This is a genomic window from Chryseobacterium sp. Mn2064, from assembly GCF_049319685.1.
Taxonomy (GTDB): domain Bacteria; phylum Bacteroidota; class Bacteroidia; order Flavobacteriales; family Weeksellaceae; genus Chryseobacterium.
Map to the genome: position 1 here is coordinate 909,832 of NZ_JBMOUE010000001.1, position 17,486 is coordinate 927,317.

The 17,486-nt window shown below is 36.1% G+C and carries 15 protein-coding genes; 13 read left to right on the top strand and 2 right to left on the bottom strand.

All coding sequences use genetic code 11. The features are described 5' to 3' along the window. Window positions 1–263: 263 nt before the first annotated feature. From pdhA to ACL9RH_RS03995, 10 genes are all read left to right on the top strand, one after another. A complete protein-coding gene (pdhA, locus tag ACL9RH_RS03950; protein WP_422692038.1) occupies window positions 264–1,265 on the top strand; it encodes a pyruvate dehydrogenase (acetyl-transferring) E1 component subunit alpha in 1,002 nt (333 codons plus the stop codon). Between the two features lie 102 nt (window positions 1,266–1,367). Continuing rightward, window positions 1,368–2,966, top strand: a complete 1,599-nt coding sequence (locus ACL9RH_RS03955; RefSeq protein WP_422692039.1) for a 2-oxo acid dehydrogenase subunit E2 — start codon at window positions 1,368–1,370, stop codon at window positions 2,964–2,966. A 266-nt stretch (window positions 2,967–3,232) separates the two neighbouring features. Then, entirely contained in the window at window positions 3,233–3,901 is a 669-nt protein-coding gene (locus tag ACL9RH_RS03960) for an ABC transporter ATP-binding protein (protein ID WP_422692040.1), read from the top strand. Window positions 3,902–3,916: 15 nt separating this feature from the next. Beyond that, window positions 3,917–4,495 carry a murein L,D-transpeptidase catalytic domain-containing protein gene (locus ACL9RH_RS03965; RefSeq protein WP_422692041.1) on the top strand — a complete coding sequence of 193 codons (579 nt, stop codon included), beginning with the start codon at window positions 3,917–3,919 and terminating at the stop codon, window positions 4,493–4,495. Window positions 4,496–4,519: 24 nt separating this feature from the next. Next, a complete protein-coding gene (gene radC, locus ACL9RH_RS03970; protein ID WP_422692042.1) occupies window positions 4,520–5,197 on the top strand; it encodes a RadC family protein in 678 nt (225 codons plus the stop codon). Next, window positions 5,194–6,108 (top strand): hypothetical protein, encoded by a 915-nt coding sequence (locus ACL9RH_RS03975; protein WP_422692043.1) that lies wholly within the window; start codon window positions 5,194–5,196, stop codon window positions 6,106–6,108. The genes radC and ACL9RH_RS03975 overlap by 4 nt, the downstream gene beginning before the upstream one ends. 110 nt (window positions 6,109–6,218) lie before the next feature. Then, entirely contained in the window at window positions 6,219–7,115 is an 897-nt protein-coding gene (locus ACL9RH_RS03980) for a phytanoyl-CoA dioxygenase family protein (RefSeq protein WP_422692044.1), read from the top strand. Between the two features lie 186 nt (window positions 7,116–7,301). After that, a complete protein-coding gene (locus ACL9RH_RS03985) occupies window positions 7,302–8,477 on the top strand; it encodes a hypothetical protein (protein WP_422692045.1) in 1,176 nt (391 codons plus the stop codon). Between the two features lie 24 nt (window positions 8,478–8,501). Further along, a complete protein-coding gene (locus ACL9RH_RS03990) occupies window positions 8,502–9,014 on the top strand; it encodes a hypothetical protein (RefSeq protein ID WP_422692046.1) in 513 nt (170 codons plus the stop codon). Between the two features lie 17 nt (window positions 9,015–9,031). After that, window positions 9,032–9,643: an inorganic pyrophosphatase gene (locus ACL9RH_RS03995; protein WP_422692047.1), complete on the top strand. Its 612-nt coding sequence runs from the start codon at window positions 9,032–9,034 to the stop codon at window positions 9,641–9,643. Window positions 9,644–9,720: 77 nt separating this feature from the next. Here the strand turns inward: ACL9RH_RS03995 and ACL9RH_RS04000 are convergent, their stop codons facing one another. Beyond that, window positions 9,721–11,442, bottom strand: coding sequence for an amidohydrolase (locus ACL9RH_RS04000; protein ID WP_422692048.1), 1,722 nt, complete (start codon window positions 11,440–11,442; stop codon window positions 9,721–9,723). 132 nt (window positions 11,443–11,574) lie between these two features. Here ACL9RH_RS04000 and ACL9RH_RS04005 point away from each other — a divergent pair, with 132 nt between their 5' ends. Continuing rightward, window positions 11,575–14,304 (top strand): sodium-translocating pyrophosphatase, encoded by a 2,730-nt coding sequence (locus tag ACL9RH_RS04005; RefSeq protein ID WP_422692049.1) that lies wholly within the window; start codon window positions 11,575–11,577, stop codon window positions 14,302–14,304. Window positions 14,305–14,475: 171 nt separating this feature from the next. Here ACL9RH_RS04005 and ACL9RH_RS04010 read toward each other — a convergent pair whose 3' ends face one another. Continuing rightward, on the bottom strand, window positions 14,476–15,615 hold the full coding sequence (locus ACL9RH_RS04010) for an aminotransferase class I/II-fold pyridoxal phosphate-dependent enzyme (protein WP_422692050.1): 1,140 nt from the start codon (window positions 15,613–15,615) through the stop codon (window positions 14,476–14,478). A gap of 161 nt (window positions 15,616–15,776) precedes the next feature. Between ACL9RH_RS04010 and ACL9RH_RS04015 the strand changes: the two genes are divergently transcribed. Together ACL9RH_RS04015 and ACL9RH_RS04020 are read left to right on the top strand one after the other, a co-directional pair. Continuing rightward, window positions 15,777–16,817 (top strand): M28 family metallopeptidase, encoded by a 1,041-nt coding sequence (locus ACL9RH_RS04015; protein ID WP_422692051.1) that lies wholly within the window; start codon window positions 15,777–15,779, stop codon window positions 16,815–16,817. A gap of 37 nt (window positions 16,818–16,854) precedes the next feature. After that, window positions 16,855–17,442, top strand: a complete 588-nt coding sequence (locus ACL9RH_RS04020) for a TetR/AcrR family transcriptional regulator (RefSeq protein WP_422692052.1) — start codon at window positions 16,855–16,857, stop codon at window positions 17,440–17,442. Window positions 17,443–17,486 lie beyond the last annotated feature (44 nt).

Consider the following 17,486-nt stretch of genomic DNA (forward strand, 5'->3'; position numbering starts at 1 on the left):
AGAATTTGTAAGATTTTTATATTGCACATAATTTCAGAAAAGCTAGATGAATAGGAAGCTTTTTGCCATATTTACAAGATAAATTCTATCAATAGGAAAATACTTTATGAGTATTTCATCGGGTCGAAAATTAAGAATAATACATTCCGCGTGCAAATAGATTTCACAGAAAAAACGAAAAGTTATCTATGTATAGAATAAAAACAAAGTTTTTTTCATAATTTTGCTCAACTATTTCATCATAAAAAAGCAAGAGCTAACACATGAAAGAATTTTCTAAAGAGGTATACCTGAAGTGGTATGAAGATATGACAATGTGGAGAAGGTTTGAAGACAAATGCCGTTCTCTTTACCTAAAACAAAAGATCAGAGGATTTTTACATTTGTATAATGGGCAGGAAGCTATCCCTGCCGGTTTTACCCATGCAATGGATTTGTCAAAAGACAGTATGATTACTGCTTACAGATGCCACATCCATCCAATGGCAATGGGAGTAGATCCTAAAAGAATTATGGCTGAACTTTGCGGTAAAGCGACTGGAACATCCGGAGGTATGGGTGGATCTATGCACATTTTCAGTAAAGAACACCGTTTCTATGGTGGACATGGTATCGTTGGAGGTCAAATTCCTTTAGGTGCCGGTATTGCTTTCGCAGATAAATATTTTGACAGAAAAGCTGTAAATATCTGTTTCTTCGGAGATGGAGCTGCGAGACAAGGTTCTTTACACGAAACTTTCAATATGGCAATGAACTGGAAACTTCCTGTAGTATTTGTAGTTGAAAACAACCAGTATGCGATGGGAACTTCTGTAAAAAGAACTGCCAACCACGAAGATATCTATAAACTAGGATTAGGATACGAAATGCCTTGTCTTGCTGTAGATGCAATGGACCCTGTAAAAGTAGCAGAAGCTGCTTATGAGGCTATTGAAAGAGCAAGAAGAGGAGACGGTCCAACATTCATCGAAGCAAGAACTTACCGTTACAGAGGACACTCTATGTCTGATGCTGAGCCTTACAGATCTAAAGAAGAAGTAGCACTTCACAAGAATGATGATCCAATTGAATTGGTAAAACACAACATTCTTGAAAATGGATGGGCTACAGAAGCAGAATTGGAAGTAATCGATAACAAATCAAGAGACTTTGTTGAAGAGTGTATCGAATTTATGGAAAACTCTCCATATCCGGATGCAGATAAAATCTACGAGTATGTATACGCTCAGGAAAACTATCCATTCTTAGACAAATTAGAAAACTAAAAAGATAATGAGTTAATTTGACAATTTGAAAATAAGACGATAAAACATCCTTTTTCATTTTCAGGTTTTCAGATTGCTAAATTTTCAAATTAAAAAATAATTATGGCAGAAGTAATTACGATGCCCCGCCTATCCGACACTATGACGGAAGGTAAAGTGGCAAAATGGCATAAAAAAGTAGGAGATAAAATAAAGGAAGGAGATATTTTAGCTGAAATTGAGACTGACAAAGCAGTTCAGGATTTCGAATCTGAAGTAGAAGGTACTCTTTTATACGTTGGTGTAGAAGAAGGTGCTGCTGCTGTTGTAGACTCAGTATTGGCAATTATCGGTAATGAAGGAGAAGATATTTCAGGTCTTACAGGTGGAGCTGCTGCTCCCAGTAATGGCTCTGAAGAAAAAAAATCAGAAGAGCAGCCTAAAACAGAAACTGTTGAAGCTGCTGCCGCTGAAGTTCCGGCAGGAGTAGAAGTGATTACAATGCCTAGACTTTCTGATACAATGACAGAAGGTAAAGTGGCTAAATGGCACAAAAATGTAGGCGATACAGTAAAAGAAGGTGATCTTCTTGCTGAAATCGAAACAGATAAAGCAGTACAGGATTTCGAATCTGAATTCAATGGAGTACTATTGAAGCAAGGAGTAGAAGAAGGAGGTGCTGCACCGGTAGATTCTGTATTGGCCATTATTGGCCCTGCAGGAACTGATGTTTCTGCGGTAGGAGCTCCAAAATCGGCTGCACCAGCAACAGAAAAACCAGCTGAACAAAAAGCAGAAGCTAAAACTGAAGAAAAAACCGCTGCGGCTGTTAGCTCTTCATCTTCAGACAGAGTGGCAATTTCTCCATTGGCTAAGAAAATGGCTCAGGATAAAGGAGTTGACATCAATGCTGTTCAGGGTTCAGGTGAAAACGGAAGAATCGTTAAAAAAGATATCGAAAACTATCAGCCGGCTGCTAAACCAGCTGCTTCAGCTCCGGCTGCAAGTGCTGCGGCTCAGGTTGCTGTAAGTTTTGTACAGGGTGAAGATACAGAAACGCCAAACTCTCAGGTAAGAAACGTGATTGCAAAACGTCTTTCTGAAAGTAAATTCTCTGCACCTCACTACTATCTGATGGTTGAAATCAACATGGATAAAGCAATTGAGGCTAGAAAAGAAATCAATTCTATTCCAGATACGAAGATTTCATTCAACGATATGATCATCAAAGCTACTGCGATTGCTTTAAGAAAGCACCCTCAGGTAAATTCAAGCTGGGCAGGAGACAAGATCATTCACAGAGGAAATATCAATGTTGGAGTAGCAGTGGCTATCCCTGACGGATTGGTAGTTCCGGTATTAAAGAATACAGACCAAATGTCTTACACTCAGATTTCTGCAGCGGTAAAAGATATGGCTTCAAGAGCTAAGAACAAAGGCCTTAAAGCTAACGAAATGGAAGGATCTACATTCTCTATTTCCAACCTTGGAATGTTCGGTATTGAAACATTTACAAGTATCATCAACCAACCTAACTCTGCCATCCTTTCAGTAGGAGCTATTATCGAAAAGCCAATCGTTAAGAACGGTCAGATTGTAGTAGGAAACACAATGAAGCTTTCATTAGCATGTGACCACAGAGTTGTAGACGGTGCTACAGGTGCTCAATTCTTACAGACATTAAGAACATATTTAGAAAATCCATTAACGTTGTTACTGTAATTTCTAAAGTACAAATATTTAAAAACCTCCTGTTTTGGGAGGTTTTTTTGTTTATAAACCTTTCTATGGAAAAAAATGATTAAATAGAAATCTTTAATAAATGCCAAAGATTTGTAAAACGATATTCATTTTATAAGCATTCTAACTTTTTCTTTTCAATTGTATACTACAAATGACTTGTTTCGTTATGGATCAATTTAATATTTTAAAAAATTATCCCCTCTTTTTTTGATGGAATTTTAAAATCAAATTACTATTTTTGAATCATGATTAAAGCAAGAAATATCCATAAATCTTATGGGAATTTAGAAGTACTGAAAGGCGTTGATATTCATATTAAAACTGGGGAAGTTGTTTCTATTGTCGGAGAGTCGGGGGCAGGTAAATCTACATTGCTTCAGATTCTGGGGACTCTTGATCATCCGTCACAGTTCAATAAATATGATACTGAAATTGCTATAGCAGGAGAATCATTTATTAATATGAATGATAAGCAACTGTCTAAATTCAGAAACCAGAATATTGGTTTTGTATTTCAGTTTCATCAGCTCCTTCCTGAGTTTACAGCATTGGAAAATGTTTTGCTGCCTACCAGAATTGCCGGAGCGAACGAAAGAGAAGCTATCGAAAAGGCATATGCTTTATTTGAAGACTTAAAAATAGAGCAGAGGCTGAATCATAAACCCAATCAGCTTTCAGGTGGAGAGGCTCAAAGGGTGGCGGTTGCAAGAGCTTTAATCAATTCACCCAAAATTATCTTTGCCGATGAGCCGACAGGAAACCTGGATTCTAAGAATGCAGATGACCTTCACAGACTGTTTTTTGACTTGAGAGACAAATATAATCAGACATTTGTCATTGTAACACACAATCCAAATCTCGCTGAAATTACAGATCGAAAGCTTGTTATGAAAGACGGTATGATTATCGAATAAAAAACACAACTCCAAATGATGAAATACTTAGTTTTCCTTTTTTTAACGATGATTTCCTGTTCAAAAGCTGATTCTCAGCAGTTGAATACTTTGGGTATTCCCCAAGCAAGAATTTCAGAAATCAAGAATTACCTCAAGGGAAAAGGGTATAATCAGGAGCTTGCTATTTTCATTAATTTTAAAATCCCTTCCGGGAAATACCGCTATTTTGTTTATGATCTTACAAAAGATAAGATTGTTCAAAAAGCAGTGGTTTCCCATGGTTCAGGATCAGTGGTTCCAAGGTCAGATGCTTTACAGTTCAGTAATGTTGATGGTTCTTATCAATCTTCTTTAGGAAAATATTCCATTGGAGAAAGCTATGTTGGTAAATTTGGGAAAGCTTACCGTTTAAAAGGCTTAGATGCTACCAACGATAATGCTATGCAAAGAGCGATTGTTCTTCATTCTTACGGATGTATTCCAGATAATGAGTCGAATGACCCGGCATGCTTAAGTTTAGGATGCCCGATGCTTTCGGCCAATGCATTTAAAGAGTCTGCGAAGTATATTGATAAGTCGAAAAAACCAATTGTATTATACGCTTTCTATTAAATCAACATTTATTACACTATTTCCATGTCTATAAAATTTCTTGCTGAAGATGACCGGCCCAGAGAAAAGTTTCTGCTAAAAGGCAAAAGCTCACTTTCAGATTCTGAATTGCTGGCCATCATTATAAGTAGTGGGAATAAAGAAGACAGCGTTATAGAGCTTTCAAGAAAGATTCTTTCATCTGTTAATAATAATTGGCATCAGCTAAGTTTGCTTACTCTGAAAGACCTTATGAAATTTAAAGGAATTGGTGAAGCAAAAGCAATTTCTATCATGTCCGCTTTGGAGATAGGAAGAAGAAGAGCCGTACAGGAGATTCCGGAAAAATCGATCATAGGTAACAGTAATGATGCTTATGTGCTGTTGAAAAATCATCTTTCAGATTTAAGAACCGAAGAATTTTGGGCTATTTTCCTGAACAGCAGCAACAAGGTGATCCATATTTCACAGTTGACGCAGGGGGGGATAAGCCAGTCTATTGTAGATGTGAGGGTTTTATTTAAAACAGCTTTAGATCATTTCTCAACCGGTATTATCATTGCTCATAATCATCCCTCAGGCAGTTTAAAGCCAAGTAGAGAAGATATTTCAGTGACGCAGAAAATAAAAGAAGCTGGAAATACGTTAAGTATCCAGCTTTTAGACCATATTATTATCACACAGAATACATATTTTATTTTCTCGGACGAAGGTTTATTATGATTAGAAGATTAAAATACGATGAAATTGATTTTGTAAAATACACTCAGTGTTTAGAAAATTCTGAACAAAGAAAATACAGTGCTGCCCGGCACTTTCTGGATGTTACTTCAGAAAAACAATGGGAACTTCTGGTTTACAGAGACTACGAAGCCGTTATGCCTGTTCCTTATGTGAGAAAATATGGAATGAAAATTGTGCATAACCCAAAACTTTGTCAGCAGCTGGGTATTTTTTCAGAGAAAGATAGCGCGGATCTTAATGAAACTTTTTTAGAATATCTGGAAAAGAATTATATGATCAGGATCTATACTTTTAATGATTTTAATAAATTTCACACAAAGATTCGTTTTAAGAAAAATTTTTTACTTTATCCTGAATCTTATGAAACGGTATATGCGAAATATTCTCCCAAAAGAAAAAGAAAGCTACGCCTCGGTGAGGATGTTCTTAAGGAATCAGAAATAAAAGAAATTTCTTATGATAAAGCCAAAAACTTTATAGAAACCAACACGATCGGAACCAGTAAAGACAGTGATTTGTCTGATTTTATGAGGATTTTCGAAATATTTCATCAATTAAAATATCTTACATTTACCGCTTTTTACTATCAGAATACCATAGCAAACGTTATTGCAACGTATTCAGATTATGGAATGGTCGCTCTTTTGGGAAACTTTAATGATAAAGATTATGTGAAACTATCAGGAGCCTCTGTATTGATTGATCAAAGGATTAAAGAAACCATAGATACCCATATATTTGATTTTGAAGGCGGAGAACTTCCCAACATTGAAGAATTTTTCAGAGGATTTCGTCCAGAATTAAGACCCTATGGAATTATTGAAAATTCAAAAAAAGAACTTTTTAAGAAACTTGGATATCTTGCCGTCAACAGAAAGTCTTTTTTATAGCGAAAAGAGTTGTTTAGATTGGTTCTAATTAAGCAATATTCCGTAACTTTATAAAATACTTATTGAAACAACTTATGTTACAACAGATTCGTAATTATAAATTATCATATATGCTTTATAACTTGTTTAAAAAGAATAAGTTAAAGCACAATATTCCACTGTATAAAAAGTACGGAATTAATAAGAGTTATTTTTCCAGTATTTCCAGTAAAGATTTTTCTCACCTTCCAGCCAAAGAAAGATCAATAGATTATCCACAATTGGAAGCCACTCCTTTTTTTAAAACCCTGTCGGAAGAAAACAAAGAAAGTGCCCGTCAATATGATGATAATGGGTATATGATTCTGAGAAATTTTCTAAGTCCTGAAAGCGCAGACAAAATCAATGCAGAAATCGAAAAACTAATGCAGGACGGAACTCTCAAATTCCGTTACGGAGGAAAGCTGATGTTTGCCATTCATCATTCCGAAATCATTAGAAATATTGGAAATGATAAAGAGCTGCTAGAATTTTTATCTGTTTTACTGGACGGGAAATCTAAATTGTTTCAAAGTATCAATTTTATTAATGGAAGTCAGCAGAAAACCCACTCAGACAGTATTCATATGACGACTTATCCGCTGGGAGGTCTTTTGGGAGTTTGGATAGCCCTGGAAGATGTGGATGAAACCAATGGAGCCCTTCATTATATTCCCGGAAGCCATAAGTTGCCTTATTTCCTGAATTCAGACTATGATAATGAAGGAACCAGCTTAAAAATTGGAAAAAAAAGCTATAAAGCTTATGAAGAATTTCTTGAAGAAAAGGTCAAGGAATTAGGCCTGAAAAAAGAAATTTTTAGGGCAAAAAAAGGAGATTTGTTAATATGGCACGCCAATATTCTGCATGGAGGAGAGCCGCACACCGATAAAAATAAAACCAGAAAAAGTTTGGTATATCATTTCTTTGATGAAAACAGTGTTTGCTATCATGAAGTAACACAAAGACCTGCTTTATTTGAACTTTAGCTTTAAAATAGACTAATTTTTTCTGTTTTTTAAGAACTATGAATGCACGAATAAGGAAGATTCGTGCATTCTTGGTGAGTATAAGTTAGGTTTGTATATAATTTATTACAAAAAATTAAACAGATTCAATAAAGAATGCATTTTTAGAAAGATAGTTTTTTACTTTTGTGGTCTTATAATGAACGTATGAAAAAAAGGGAAAATATTTTTGTTTTTATATTTTCAATCTATGTATGCATCATGTCATACTATCTCTATACCCATCAGTATTACAATACGGATATGGAAGCTTATATGGGATTGATCTATAAAACAGAATATCCCCATATGAAAATTGAAGAAATCCACAAGAAGGTATATGACGAACTGAAAGAGAAAAACCCGCACTTTGCAGGTCTGGACCCTGTAGATGCTATGGTGGAAGAGGTGGCAGAAGGCGAAAGTACCTACTATAAAACCATGTCGGAAAATCCAAAAGCATATGAAGAAGAACTGCAGCTTTTTGTCGTGAAACCATTGTATAACTTTGTCAACTGGTCATTCTTTAAGCTTGGTTTTAGTGCTTCCACATCTACATTCTTAATCTCGATTATCTCTTACGCACTGATTCTCATTCTGATTTTTTCTTTCTTGATAAAGATTCTGAAAAATTATACGCTGGCTTTCATTATTACGGTTTTATTTTCATTATTCAAGCCGCTTTTAGAATCCAGCAGGCATGCTTCCGCGGACTCTTTATCCTGTTTATTACTGCTTTTAAGCTTTTATATTTTCACAGTAAGAAAGAATTTCTTTGTGGCTGGTATTTTTGCCATGCTATGTATTCTCACCAGGCCAGAGTACTTTATTTTTTACTCGTTTTTGTATGTTTTTATATATATTTACCGAAAGAGTTTGCAGGTTGACACCCGATCTTTACGGCTATCATATGTTTATCTTTTCCTTTCTTTCTTTTTGATCCAGTACTTTAATCAGGTTTCATGGTCTACTTTATTCATGAATCAGTTTACCAAAGTTCAGATTTATCCTGTATCAAATCCGGACCCATTCGTTTTCGCAGATTATGTACAGTTTATTAAAAGTAATATTATGCTGGAGTTCAATTCTTCTTATTTTCCCATTATGTTACTTTTTTTGGTCATCATTCTGGCTAATAATTTTTCATTAAAAAGCAGAAAAAATCAGATTCAGGTTTTATTTTTTGCCATTATTTATGGGACGGTATTCTTAAGATTTTTAGTTTTTCCGTCTTTGGTTAACCGCATGATGCTGGGCTTTTACCTATTAATTATACTTTCTATGATCTATATTCAGAATTCTAAAGTGGATATCTTTAAAAACTCTTTAGAAGACGGAAAATAATTAGTAATTTTGCAGTCTAAAATTATGATGAGTTTTTCAGGATATTTACCCTATGCATTTGCTGCAGTCATTGCGATTCCTTTTCTGGTTTTGCTCAGACAATTTGTACATTCATACATTACCCTTAAAAATCAGGAAATCAAGTTGCTTAGCATAAAATCTAATTCTGAAAACAAAGCACATTCTTATGAAAGGATGACCTTGTTTCTGGATAGAATAAAACCTTCCAACCTGGTTCAGAAATTTGATAAAGGGCTTGCTGTTCATGAATTCATTTTTCTTACCGAAAAAACCATCAACGATGAGTTTGAGTACAATTCTTCACAACAGTTGTACATTACGAAAAATTCATGGAAAAATATTGTAGATTCTAAGAATGCGATTATAAATTTGCTTCATAAAACATATGACGGATTGAAAGGAAATGCTGAACTGGAAGAGTTCAAGACTATTTTTATCATGAATTATATGGAAGATAACGATTATATTGCCGCAACAATAGAAGATTTAAGAAAAGAAATTTTAATTATAACTTAAAAAATAACAGATAAATAATGATTCCAAATTTTAAAGCACATCCATGGCACGGTATTTCTGCAGGAGAAGATGCGCCAAATGTTGTAAACGTATTTGTAGAAATTGTTCCTGCAGATACTATTAAATATGAAGTAGATAAAGAAACAGGATATTTAAAGGTAGACAGGCCACAGAAATTCTCTAATATCATTCCAGCTTTATATGGTTTTGTTCCAAGAACATACTGCCACAATGAAGTGATGAAGTTGGCGATTGAAGCAGGAGCTACTGATGTGACGATGGGAGATCATGATCCACTTGATATTTGTGTTTTAAGTTCTCACAACATTCATGCAGGAGGTTTATTGATGGAAGCTATTCCAATTGGTGGTTTCAAAATGATTGACGGAGGTGAAGCTGATGATAAAATTGTAGCAGTAATGATCAACGACCATGCATTCGGACACTTCAGAGATATTTCTGAATTACCTGAAGCAGAAGTTAAGAGATTGATGCACTACTTCTTAACATACAAAAACTTACCGGATGAGCCTGCAAAATGCAGAATCCAGGAAGTATACGGAGCAGAACATGCTAAGAAAGTAATCAAAGCTTCTCAGGCTGACTACGCAGAAAAATTCGGAGGGTAATATTTACTTTCCACAGATATAAAAAAGGCAGATGAATTTTCATCTGCCTTTTTGTTATTCTGATCTCAAATAGGGATTTAATTTCTTTTATATACTGTATTTCCTTCCTTTATAGTTTCCAGTACTTTTATACTTCTGATGTTTTCAGGAGCAATTGTTAACGGATTTTGATCAAGAATAACAAGATCTGCCAGTTTACCAGCTTTGATGGAACCCTTTCGGCCTTCTTCCTGCACTTGATAAGCGCCATTTATTGTGATGGCTTTTAATGCTTCAAGCGGAGTAATTCTTTCATCAGGTCCTAAAATCATTCCTGATCTTGTCTTTCTGTTCACTGCTGCATATACAGCCGTAATCAGATCAGGAGGAGTCACCGGAGAGTCATGATGAATGGTGAAAGGAATTCCTGCTTTTAACGCTGAGTGGGTAGGACTTATAAAAGATGCCCGTTCAGGACCAAAAACACTTGAATAATGCCAGTCACCCCACAAATAAGTATGGGTAGGAAAATAAGAAGGAATAACTCCTAGTTCTTTTATTTTCTGAATATGATCAGGACGGCTGTTTTGTACATGAATTAATGTGGCCCGTAACTCCGGTTTATAAATGCCTTCATCCTTTAACCTTTTAATCACTCTCAGAGCTTGGTCTATCGCTGCATCCCCATTCACGTGAAGCTGAGCGGTAATATGATTTTGAAATAACGTTTTCAAATCAGTATACAGGGTTTCATCTGTAAAGATGGGAAATCCTGTATAATCTTTAGATTGTCCTTCCGGTGGAACTAAATAGGGTTGGGTAAGCCATGCTGTTTTACCCTGTGGAGAGCCGTCATCGGAAAATTTGAAACCGGCAAGTTTTAAATGATTTCCATACTTCATGTATTTGGATTTTAGGCTATTGAAATCGTTTTTAGAATATTCATAATCCGGGAAATACACTACATCAGCTTTAAAAAGATTTTGATTGGCTGCATTTTGTAAAAGCGCAATACTTTCTCCCATAGTTCTTCCGTCGCAAATCGTAGTCTGGCCATAGCTCAACCATTCTTCTTGTGCTTTCATCAGATTTTGCATTGCATGAGATTCTGTGTTTTGGCCTGTGCTTATTTTGTTCGTAAGGGTTAGAAGTGCAGTAAAGCTTGCATTTTCTTCTAACTTTCCGTTTAACTTTCCTGTTTTTTTATCCCTGCCGAGATGACCACCTTCAGGATCTTTTGAGGATTCGGTGATTCCTAAAAGCTTTAACATGGCACTATTGGCTACGCTAGCATGACCTGAAGCATGGATAACGATAATAGGATTGGTCTTACTTATGGCATCTAGTTCCGCTCGGGTAGGATGGCAGTGCTCTGTCATAATAGCATCATCATATCCGTTGCCGATAATGGGCTGTTGCGCTGTAACTTTGTTTTCTGTAATATAATTTTTAATTCTGTTTTGTAAATCTTTAATGGAATTGACCGTTCCATAAGGATCGGGAGATAGGTCTACTGCATCCATAGTGCCTGCTCTTGATGTAAGATGACCATGAACATCTATAAAGCCGGGCAGGAGAGTTTTACCATTCAGATTAACCATTTTTGTCGTTGGATTGGCATAATGATCAGCCTCTGATTTTGTTCCTGCAAAAAGAATTTTTCCGTTTTTTACAGCAACAGCCTCAACCTGTGGAGGTGAATTTTCCATAGTCAGAATTGTTCCGCCAAAGTAAATGGTTTCCGCATTCTCTCTAGGAATTCTGTTTTGGCAACTGCTTATAGCCGCTGCCAGGAAAAGGATGTGAAATATTTTTTTCATAATTAATTCTAGCAATTGTGATAAACTAATTTACAAAATAATATATTATTATAGATGAATTTTATAAAGTGTTGGTAAATTGATTATATTTATAAGACTAATTACATTTTTTTAATATAAAAATAATAAACTATGGATTTGTTCTATTTAATTCCTGTTTTTGGTGTGGTGGCTTTAATCTATACATATATTCAAAGCAACTGGGTGAGTAGGCAGAATGCAGGAAATGAAAAAATGAAAACCATCAGCGGACATATTGCTGATGGGGCAATGGCTTTCTTAAAGGCCGAATACAAGATATTAACCTACTTTGTAGTAGTGGTAGCCATTTTACTGGCAGTGATGGGATCTACAAATGCCAATTCACACTGGAGCATAGGACTTGCCTTTGTGGCTGGAGCTATATTCTCTGCATCAGCAGGTTTTATTGGAATGAAAATAGCAACCAAAGCAAATGTAAGAACTGCCGAAGCAGCAAAAACCTCTCTATCAAGAGCTCTTAAGGTTTCTTTTACAGGAGGTTCCGTAATGGGAATGGGAGTTGCCGGATTGGCTGTTTTAGGATTGGGAGCCCTTTTTATTATCATTAAACAGATTTTTGCTCCCGATGCTCATGTAGATTCTCATGAAATGGAAAGAACCATTGAGATTCTTACAGGCTTTTCTCTTGGTGCAGAATCCATAGCGCTTTTTGCAAGAGTAGGAGGCGGAATTTATACAAAAGCAGCAGACGTGGGAGCCGATCTTGTGGGAAAGGTAGAAGCGGGAATTCCTGAGGACGACCCGAGAAATCCCGCTACTATTGCTGACAACGTAGGAGATAATGTAGGTGATGTTGCAGGAATGGGAGCAGACCTTTTTGGTTCGTACGTAGCAACGGTATTGGCAACAATGGTACTGGGAAGAGAAACCATTTCCAATGATTCTTTCGGAGGATTTGCGCCCATTCTTTTACCCATGCTGATCGCCGGAACCGGAATTATTTTTTCAATGGTCGGAACTTTATTTGTAAAAGTAAACGATAACGAAGGCTCATCAACATCCAGCGTACAAAATGCACTGAACCTTGGAAACTGGGGAAGTATTATCATCACAGCAATTGCGTCTTACTTCCTTGTAACCTACCTTCTTCCTGAGAAAATGGTTCTACGAGGTCATGAATTTACCAAAATGGGAGTCTTTGGAGCCATTATGGTAGGATTGGTGGTAGGAACTTTAATGAGCATCATTACAGAATATTATACCGCGATGGGAAAAAGACCTGTTTCCAGTATTGTAAGACAATCTTCCACAGGACATGCCACCAATATTATTGGCGGACTTTCTGTTGGGATGGAATCCACCTTACTACCTATTATTGTTCTGGCAGGAGGTATTTATGGTTCTTATTTATGCGCAGGTCTCTATGGGGTGGCCATTGCAGCAGCAGGAATGATGGCTACTACAGCAATGCAATTAGCAATTGACGCTTTTGGACCTATTGCTGATAATGCCGGAGGTATTGCAGAAATGAGCGAACTTCCGAAAGAAGTACGTGAGAAAACAGACATCTTAGATGCTGTAGGAAATACTACCGCTGCTACCGGAAAAGGATTTGCGATTGCTTCAGCAGCACTAACGGCATTGGCTTTATTTGCAGCATTTGTAGGTATAGCAGGAATTGATGGTATTGATATTTACCGGGCAGATGTTCTGGCCGGCTTATTCGTAGGAGGAATGATTCCTTTTATTTTCTCTTCATTAGCCATTACAGCTGTAGGACAGGCTGCTATGGCAATGGTAGAAGAAGTAAGAAGACAGTTTCGTGAAATCCCTGGAATTTTAGAAGGAAAAGCACAACCTGAATATGAAAAATGTGTGGCTATTTCCACAGATGCTTCCATCCGAAAAATGATGCTTCCGGGAGCTATTGCTATTATTTCTCCCTTATTGGTCGGATTTATATTTGGTCCGGAGGTGTTGGGAGGTTTTCTTGCAGGAGCTACAGTAAGTGGTGTGTTGATGGGAATGTTCCAGAATAACGCAGGAGGAGCTTGGGATAATGCTAAAAAATCCTTCGAAAAAGGCGTGGATATCAACGGTCAGACTTACTATAAAGGTTCAGAACCACATAAAGCATCTGTAACGGGAGACACTGTTGGAGATCCGTTCAAAGATACTTCCGGTCCTTCCATGAATATTCTTATTAAACTGATGTCTATCGTTTCTTTAGTAATTGCGCCTACATTAGCAGTGTTGCACAAGGATAAAATTGAAGCCAATAGAAAAGCTAAATTAGAGAGTCTGATGGCCGCTTCAGGGAATGTAGGTAGTATTCAATCGGATACCAAAATATCTTCTGTTCCTGTAGAAGTGAAAGGACATCTCAATGAAAATGGAGACTTTGTATACGAAACAGGAAACCTTCAGAAAATAAAATTGAATAATGGAAAAACCATAGCGATAGGAGATGAAAGTCAGCTTTATCAATTGTATAATGCTGTTAATAATAAAGATAAATCTGTGCTGGATCCAAATAAATGGTACACCGTTGAAAATCTTTACTTTGAAACCGGATCAAGTGATTTGAAAGCAGGATACGAGCTACAGCTCAACAATCTTGCGGAAATGCTGAATGCTTATCCGACTCTTAAAATAAAATTGGGAGGTTATACAGATAACAGTGGAAATGAAGACAGTAATCAGAAACTTTCTAACCTGAGAGCACAAACAGCAAAACTTAAACTGTTGGAATTAGGGGTTCCTGCAGACCGAGTAGAAGCTGAAGGATATGGATCACAGCATCCCGTTTGTGAAGCTAACGACACCGACGAATGCAAAGCCAAAAACAGAAGAATAGATGTAAGAGTCCTGGCTATTTAAAATCATTTAATAAAATATAAGAAAGCACCGCAAGTTACGGTGCTTTTTTATTTATTATATACATCAAAGAAGAATATTCAAAAAGGATTATCATAACATTATCAGTAATCATTAAAAACATATTCACCAACATAAAATCTCCCCAATAATCTGTGCTTAAAACTCTAAGCATCAAAGGTTTTTTCTCAAATGCTCTAAAGCCTCCACAATCACTTCATCCTTTTTAGCAAAGCTAAATCTTATATAATCCGAATTCTCCCTCGAATTGTAAAATGCAGAAAGAGGAAGGCAGGAGACCTTTTTCTCCACCGTCAGCCATTTTGAAAACTCAATATCTGTCATCGTTTTGGAAACATTCCTGAAATTAACGATCTGAAAAACACTCCCTTCCGCCTGTTGTTCAACCAATAAAGGAGTTTCTCTGATAAGCTCATTGAAGATGTCCCTTTTCTTCTGCATGATTATTTTATTGGTATTTGGATCAAATACTTCAAGATACTTTGCCAGAGCATATTGTGCAGGAGCATTTGCACTGTAGGAAATATACTGTTGATGGCAATGGAACAAAGCCGTTAGTTCTTCAGAAGCCAGCAGATAGCTTACTTTCCATCCGGAAGTATGAAACATTTTCCCAAAAGAAAAAATACAGAACGTACGATTTCTTAGCTCAGGATGAATAAATGAACTGTAATGCTCAGCGTCATCATAGCAATATGTGTCATAGATTTCCTCAGAAATCAAATAAATTTCTCTGTTTTTGATCAATTCATACAATTGGGCCCAATCTTCCTTTTTCCATATTGTGCCTGTTGGATTCTGCGGAGAATTGACAATCACAGCTTTTGTTTTTTCCGAAATACACTCCTTAAATATGTTCCAATCTATACTAAAATCAGGGCTAAGATCATAATAAACTGGAATCCCGCCGTTCATCACAACAGAAGGTCCGTAGGTATAATAAGAAGGTTGAATAATGATCACTTCATCACCTTGATTGAGAATAGATTTCAAGGCTGTATATAAAGCAAAAGTTGCGCAGGGAACAACCGTTACCTCATGGGTTGTAACGGAGATCATATTTTTTCTTTTTGCATTGAAAGTAACAATGTTTTCAATCAGCAACGGATTTCCGGAAAGGGGCTCATAATTGTGGGGAGCAAGTTCTGCAGATTCTTTTAAAAAGGATTTCAGTCTTTCATCAATATCGAAATCGGGAAGTCCCAGCGAAAGATCAAAGCTGTTGTTTCTTACAGCAAGCTCAGACATTTCGGTGAAAAAGGAATAATGAGTAAACCCTTGAATTTCTTTCATCTATTTTGTAATTTTCCCAAATGTAATAAAAAATTGATATCACATTGCTTTTATTTTTGCCAAGGTTATAATGTTGTTTCTGTTTTTTTGAAAAAAGAAGATCTTATGGTACTATTGCTGAGATTCAATAAAAATTGTTACTTTTAAGAAATTTATTCTTTATGAGAAAACTACTTATTCCACTATTTTCTATAGCTGTACTTGTAAGCTGTGGAACGGCCAAAATACCTGATGCTGCATCATCGCATCCTATTTCTACAAAACACGACAAGGCTTTTTCTAACGCTTATAAAATGATTAAAGCAGAAGACCTAAAAAAGAATCTGTACGTGATTGCAGCTGACGATATGGAAGGAAGAGACACAGGAAGCAAGGGCCAGAAGAAAGCGGGAGAGTATATCATCAATTATTATAAAAACCTGGGAATTTCTGCACCTAAAGTATTAGGTTCTTACTATCAGAAAGTTCCTGCAGATTTCATGAAGAAAAGAGGTGGAGGCAACCTTCCGGATTCTGAAAATATCCTGGCTTTCATTGAAGGAAGCGAAAAACCGGAAGAAATCATTGTCGTTTCTGCTCACTATGACCATGTTGGGGTAAAAAATGGAGTCGTATACAATGGTGCCGATGATGATGGAAGCGGAACAGTAGCGGTTATGGAAATTGCCAAAGCTTTTCAGGAAGCTAAAAAAGCAGGTAAAGGTCCTAAAAGATCTGTGCTGTTTTTACACGTAACAGGAGAAGAGCATGGTCTTTTTGGTTCGGAATATTACTCTCAAAATCCAGTTTTCCCATTAGCCAATACAGTAGTTGACCTTAATATCGATATGATTGGTCGTGATGATCCTGAGAACAGAGGAAAACAATATGTATATGTAATTGGATCTGAAATGCTAAGCTCTGAGCTAAAAGTAATCAACGAAGCCGCCAACAAAAGAACCAATAATCTGGAACTGAACTATAAATATGACGATCTGAATGATCCTGAACAATTGTATTACCGTTCAGATCATTATAACTTTGCGAAACATAATATTCCCGTTGCATTTTTCTTTGATGGAATACATGAAGATTATCACAAACCAACCGATGATCCTGATAAAATAGATTATAATTTATTAGAAAAGAGAACTCAGTTAATTTTCACTACAGCCTGGGACATTGCAAACAGAGCAGAAAGAATTGTGGTTGACAGAAAATAATTAAATTTTAAGAATAATTTAACTATAAAAACATGGAATGATCATTCCATGTTTTTATTTTTGTAAAGTGAATAAAAAAGAAATAATAATTATTGCGGCTATGAAACTCCTTATAGAGAAAGGGGTACAGTCTACACCCATGTCTGCAATTGCGAAAGTTGCTGGTACAGGAATGGGCACTATTTATAATTATTTTTCTACCAAAGAAGAGCTGATTAATGCTATTTATTTATATATAAAATCTGTTGAAGTACAGTTTGTTATTCAGGAATCTAATGAACCTTCTCTGAAAATTACCTTTCTGAATTATTATAAAGCATTCATTAACTTCAACACCCAGAATCCGGAATTTTTCTTTTTTATGGATCAAATGCAGAATTCTCCTGTTATTACTGAAAAAACAAGAGAAGAAGGACGTATAGAATTTTTGCCTATAACTGAATTGATTCTGAAAGGTCAAAAAGAAGGGATCATTAAAGAAATAAGTATGGAAGCTATCATACAGTTTCTGGGAGGCACATTAACCAATTATGTGCGCTGGGTACTCAATATGAAAAATGAAGATCAAAATAACGGACATTTGGAGCAACAGCTAAGAATGGTTTGGGATGCGATAAAAGAATAAAAAAATTTAACACAAACATGGAATGAACATTCATTCTAAACAAT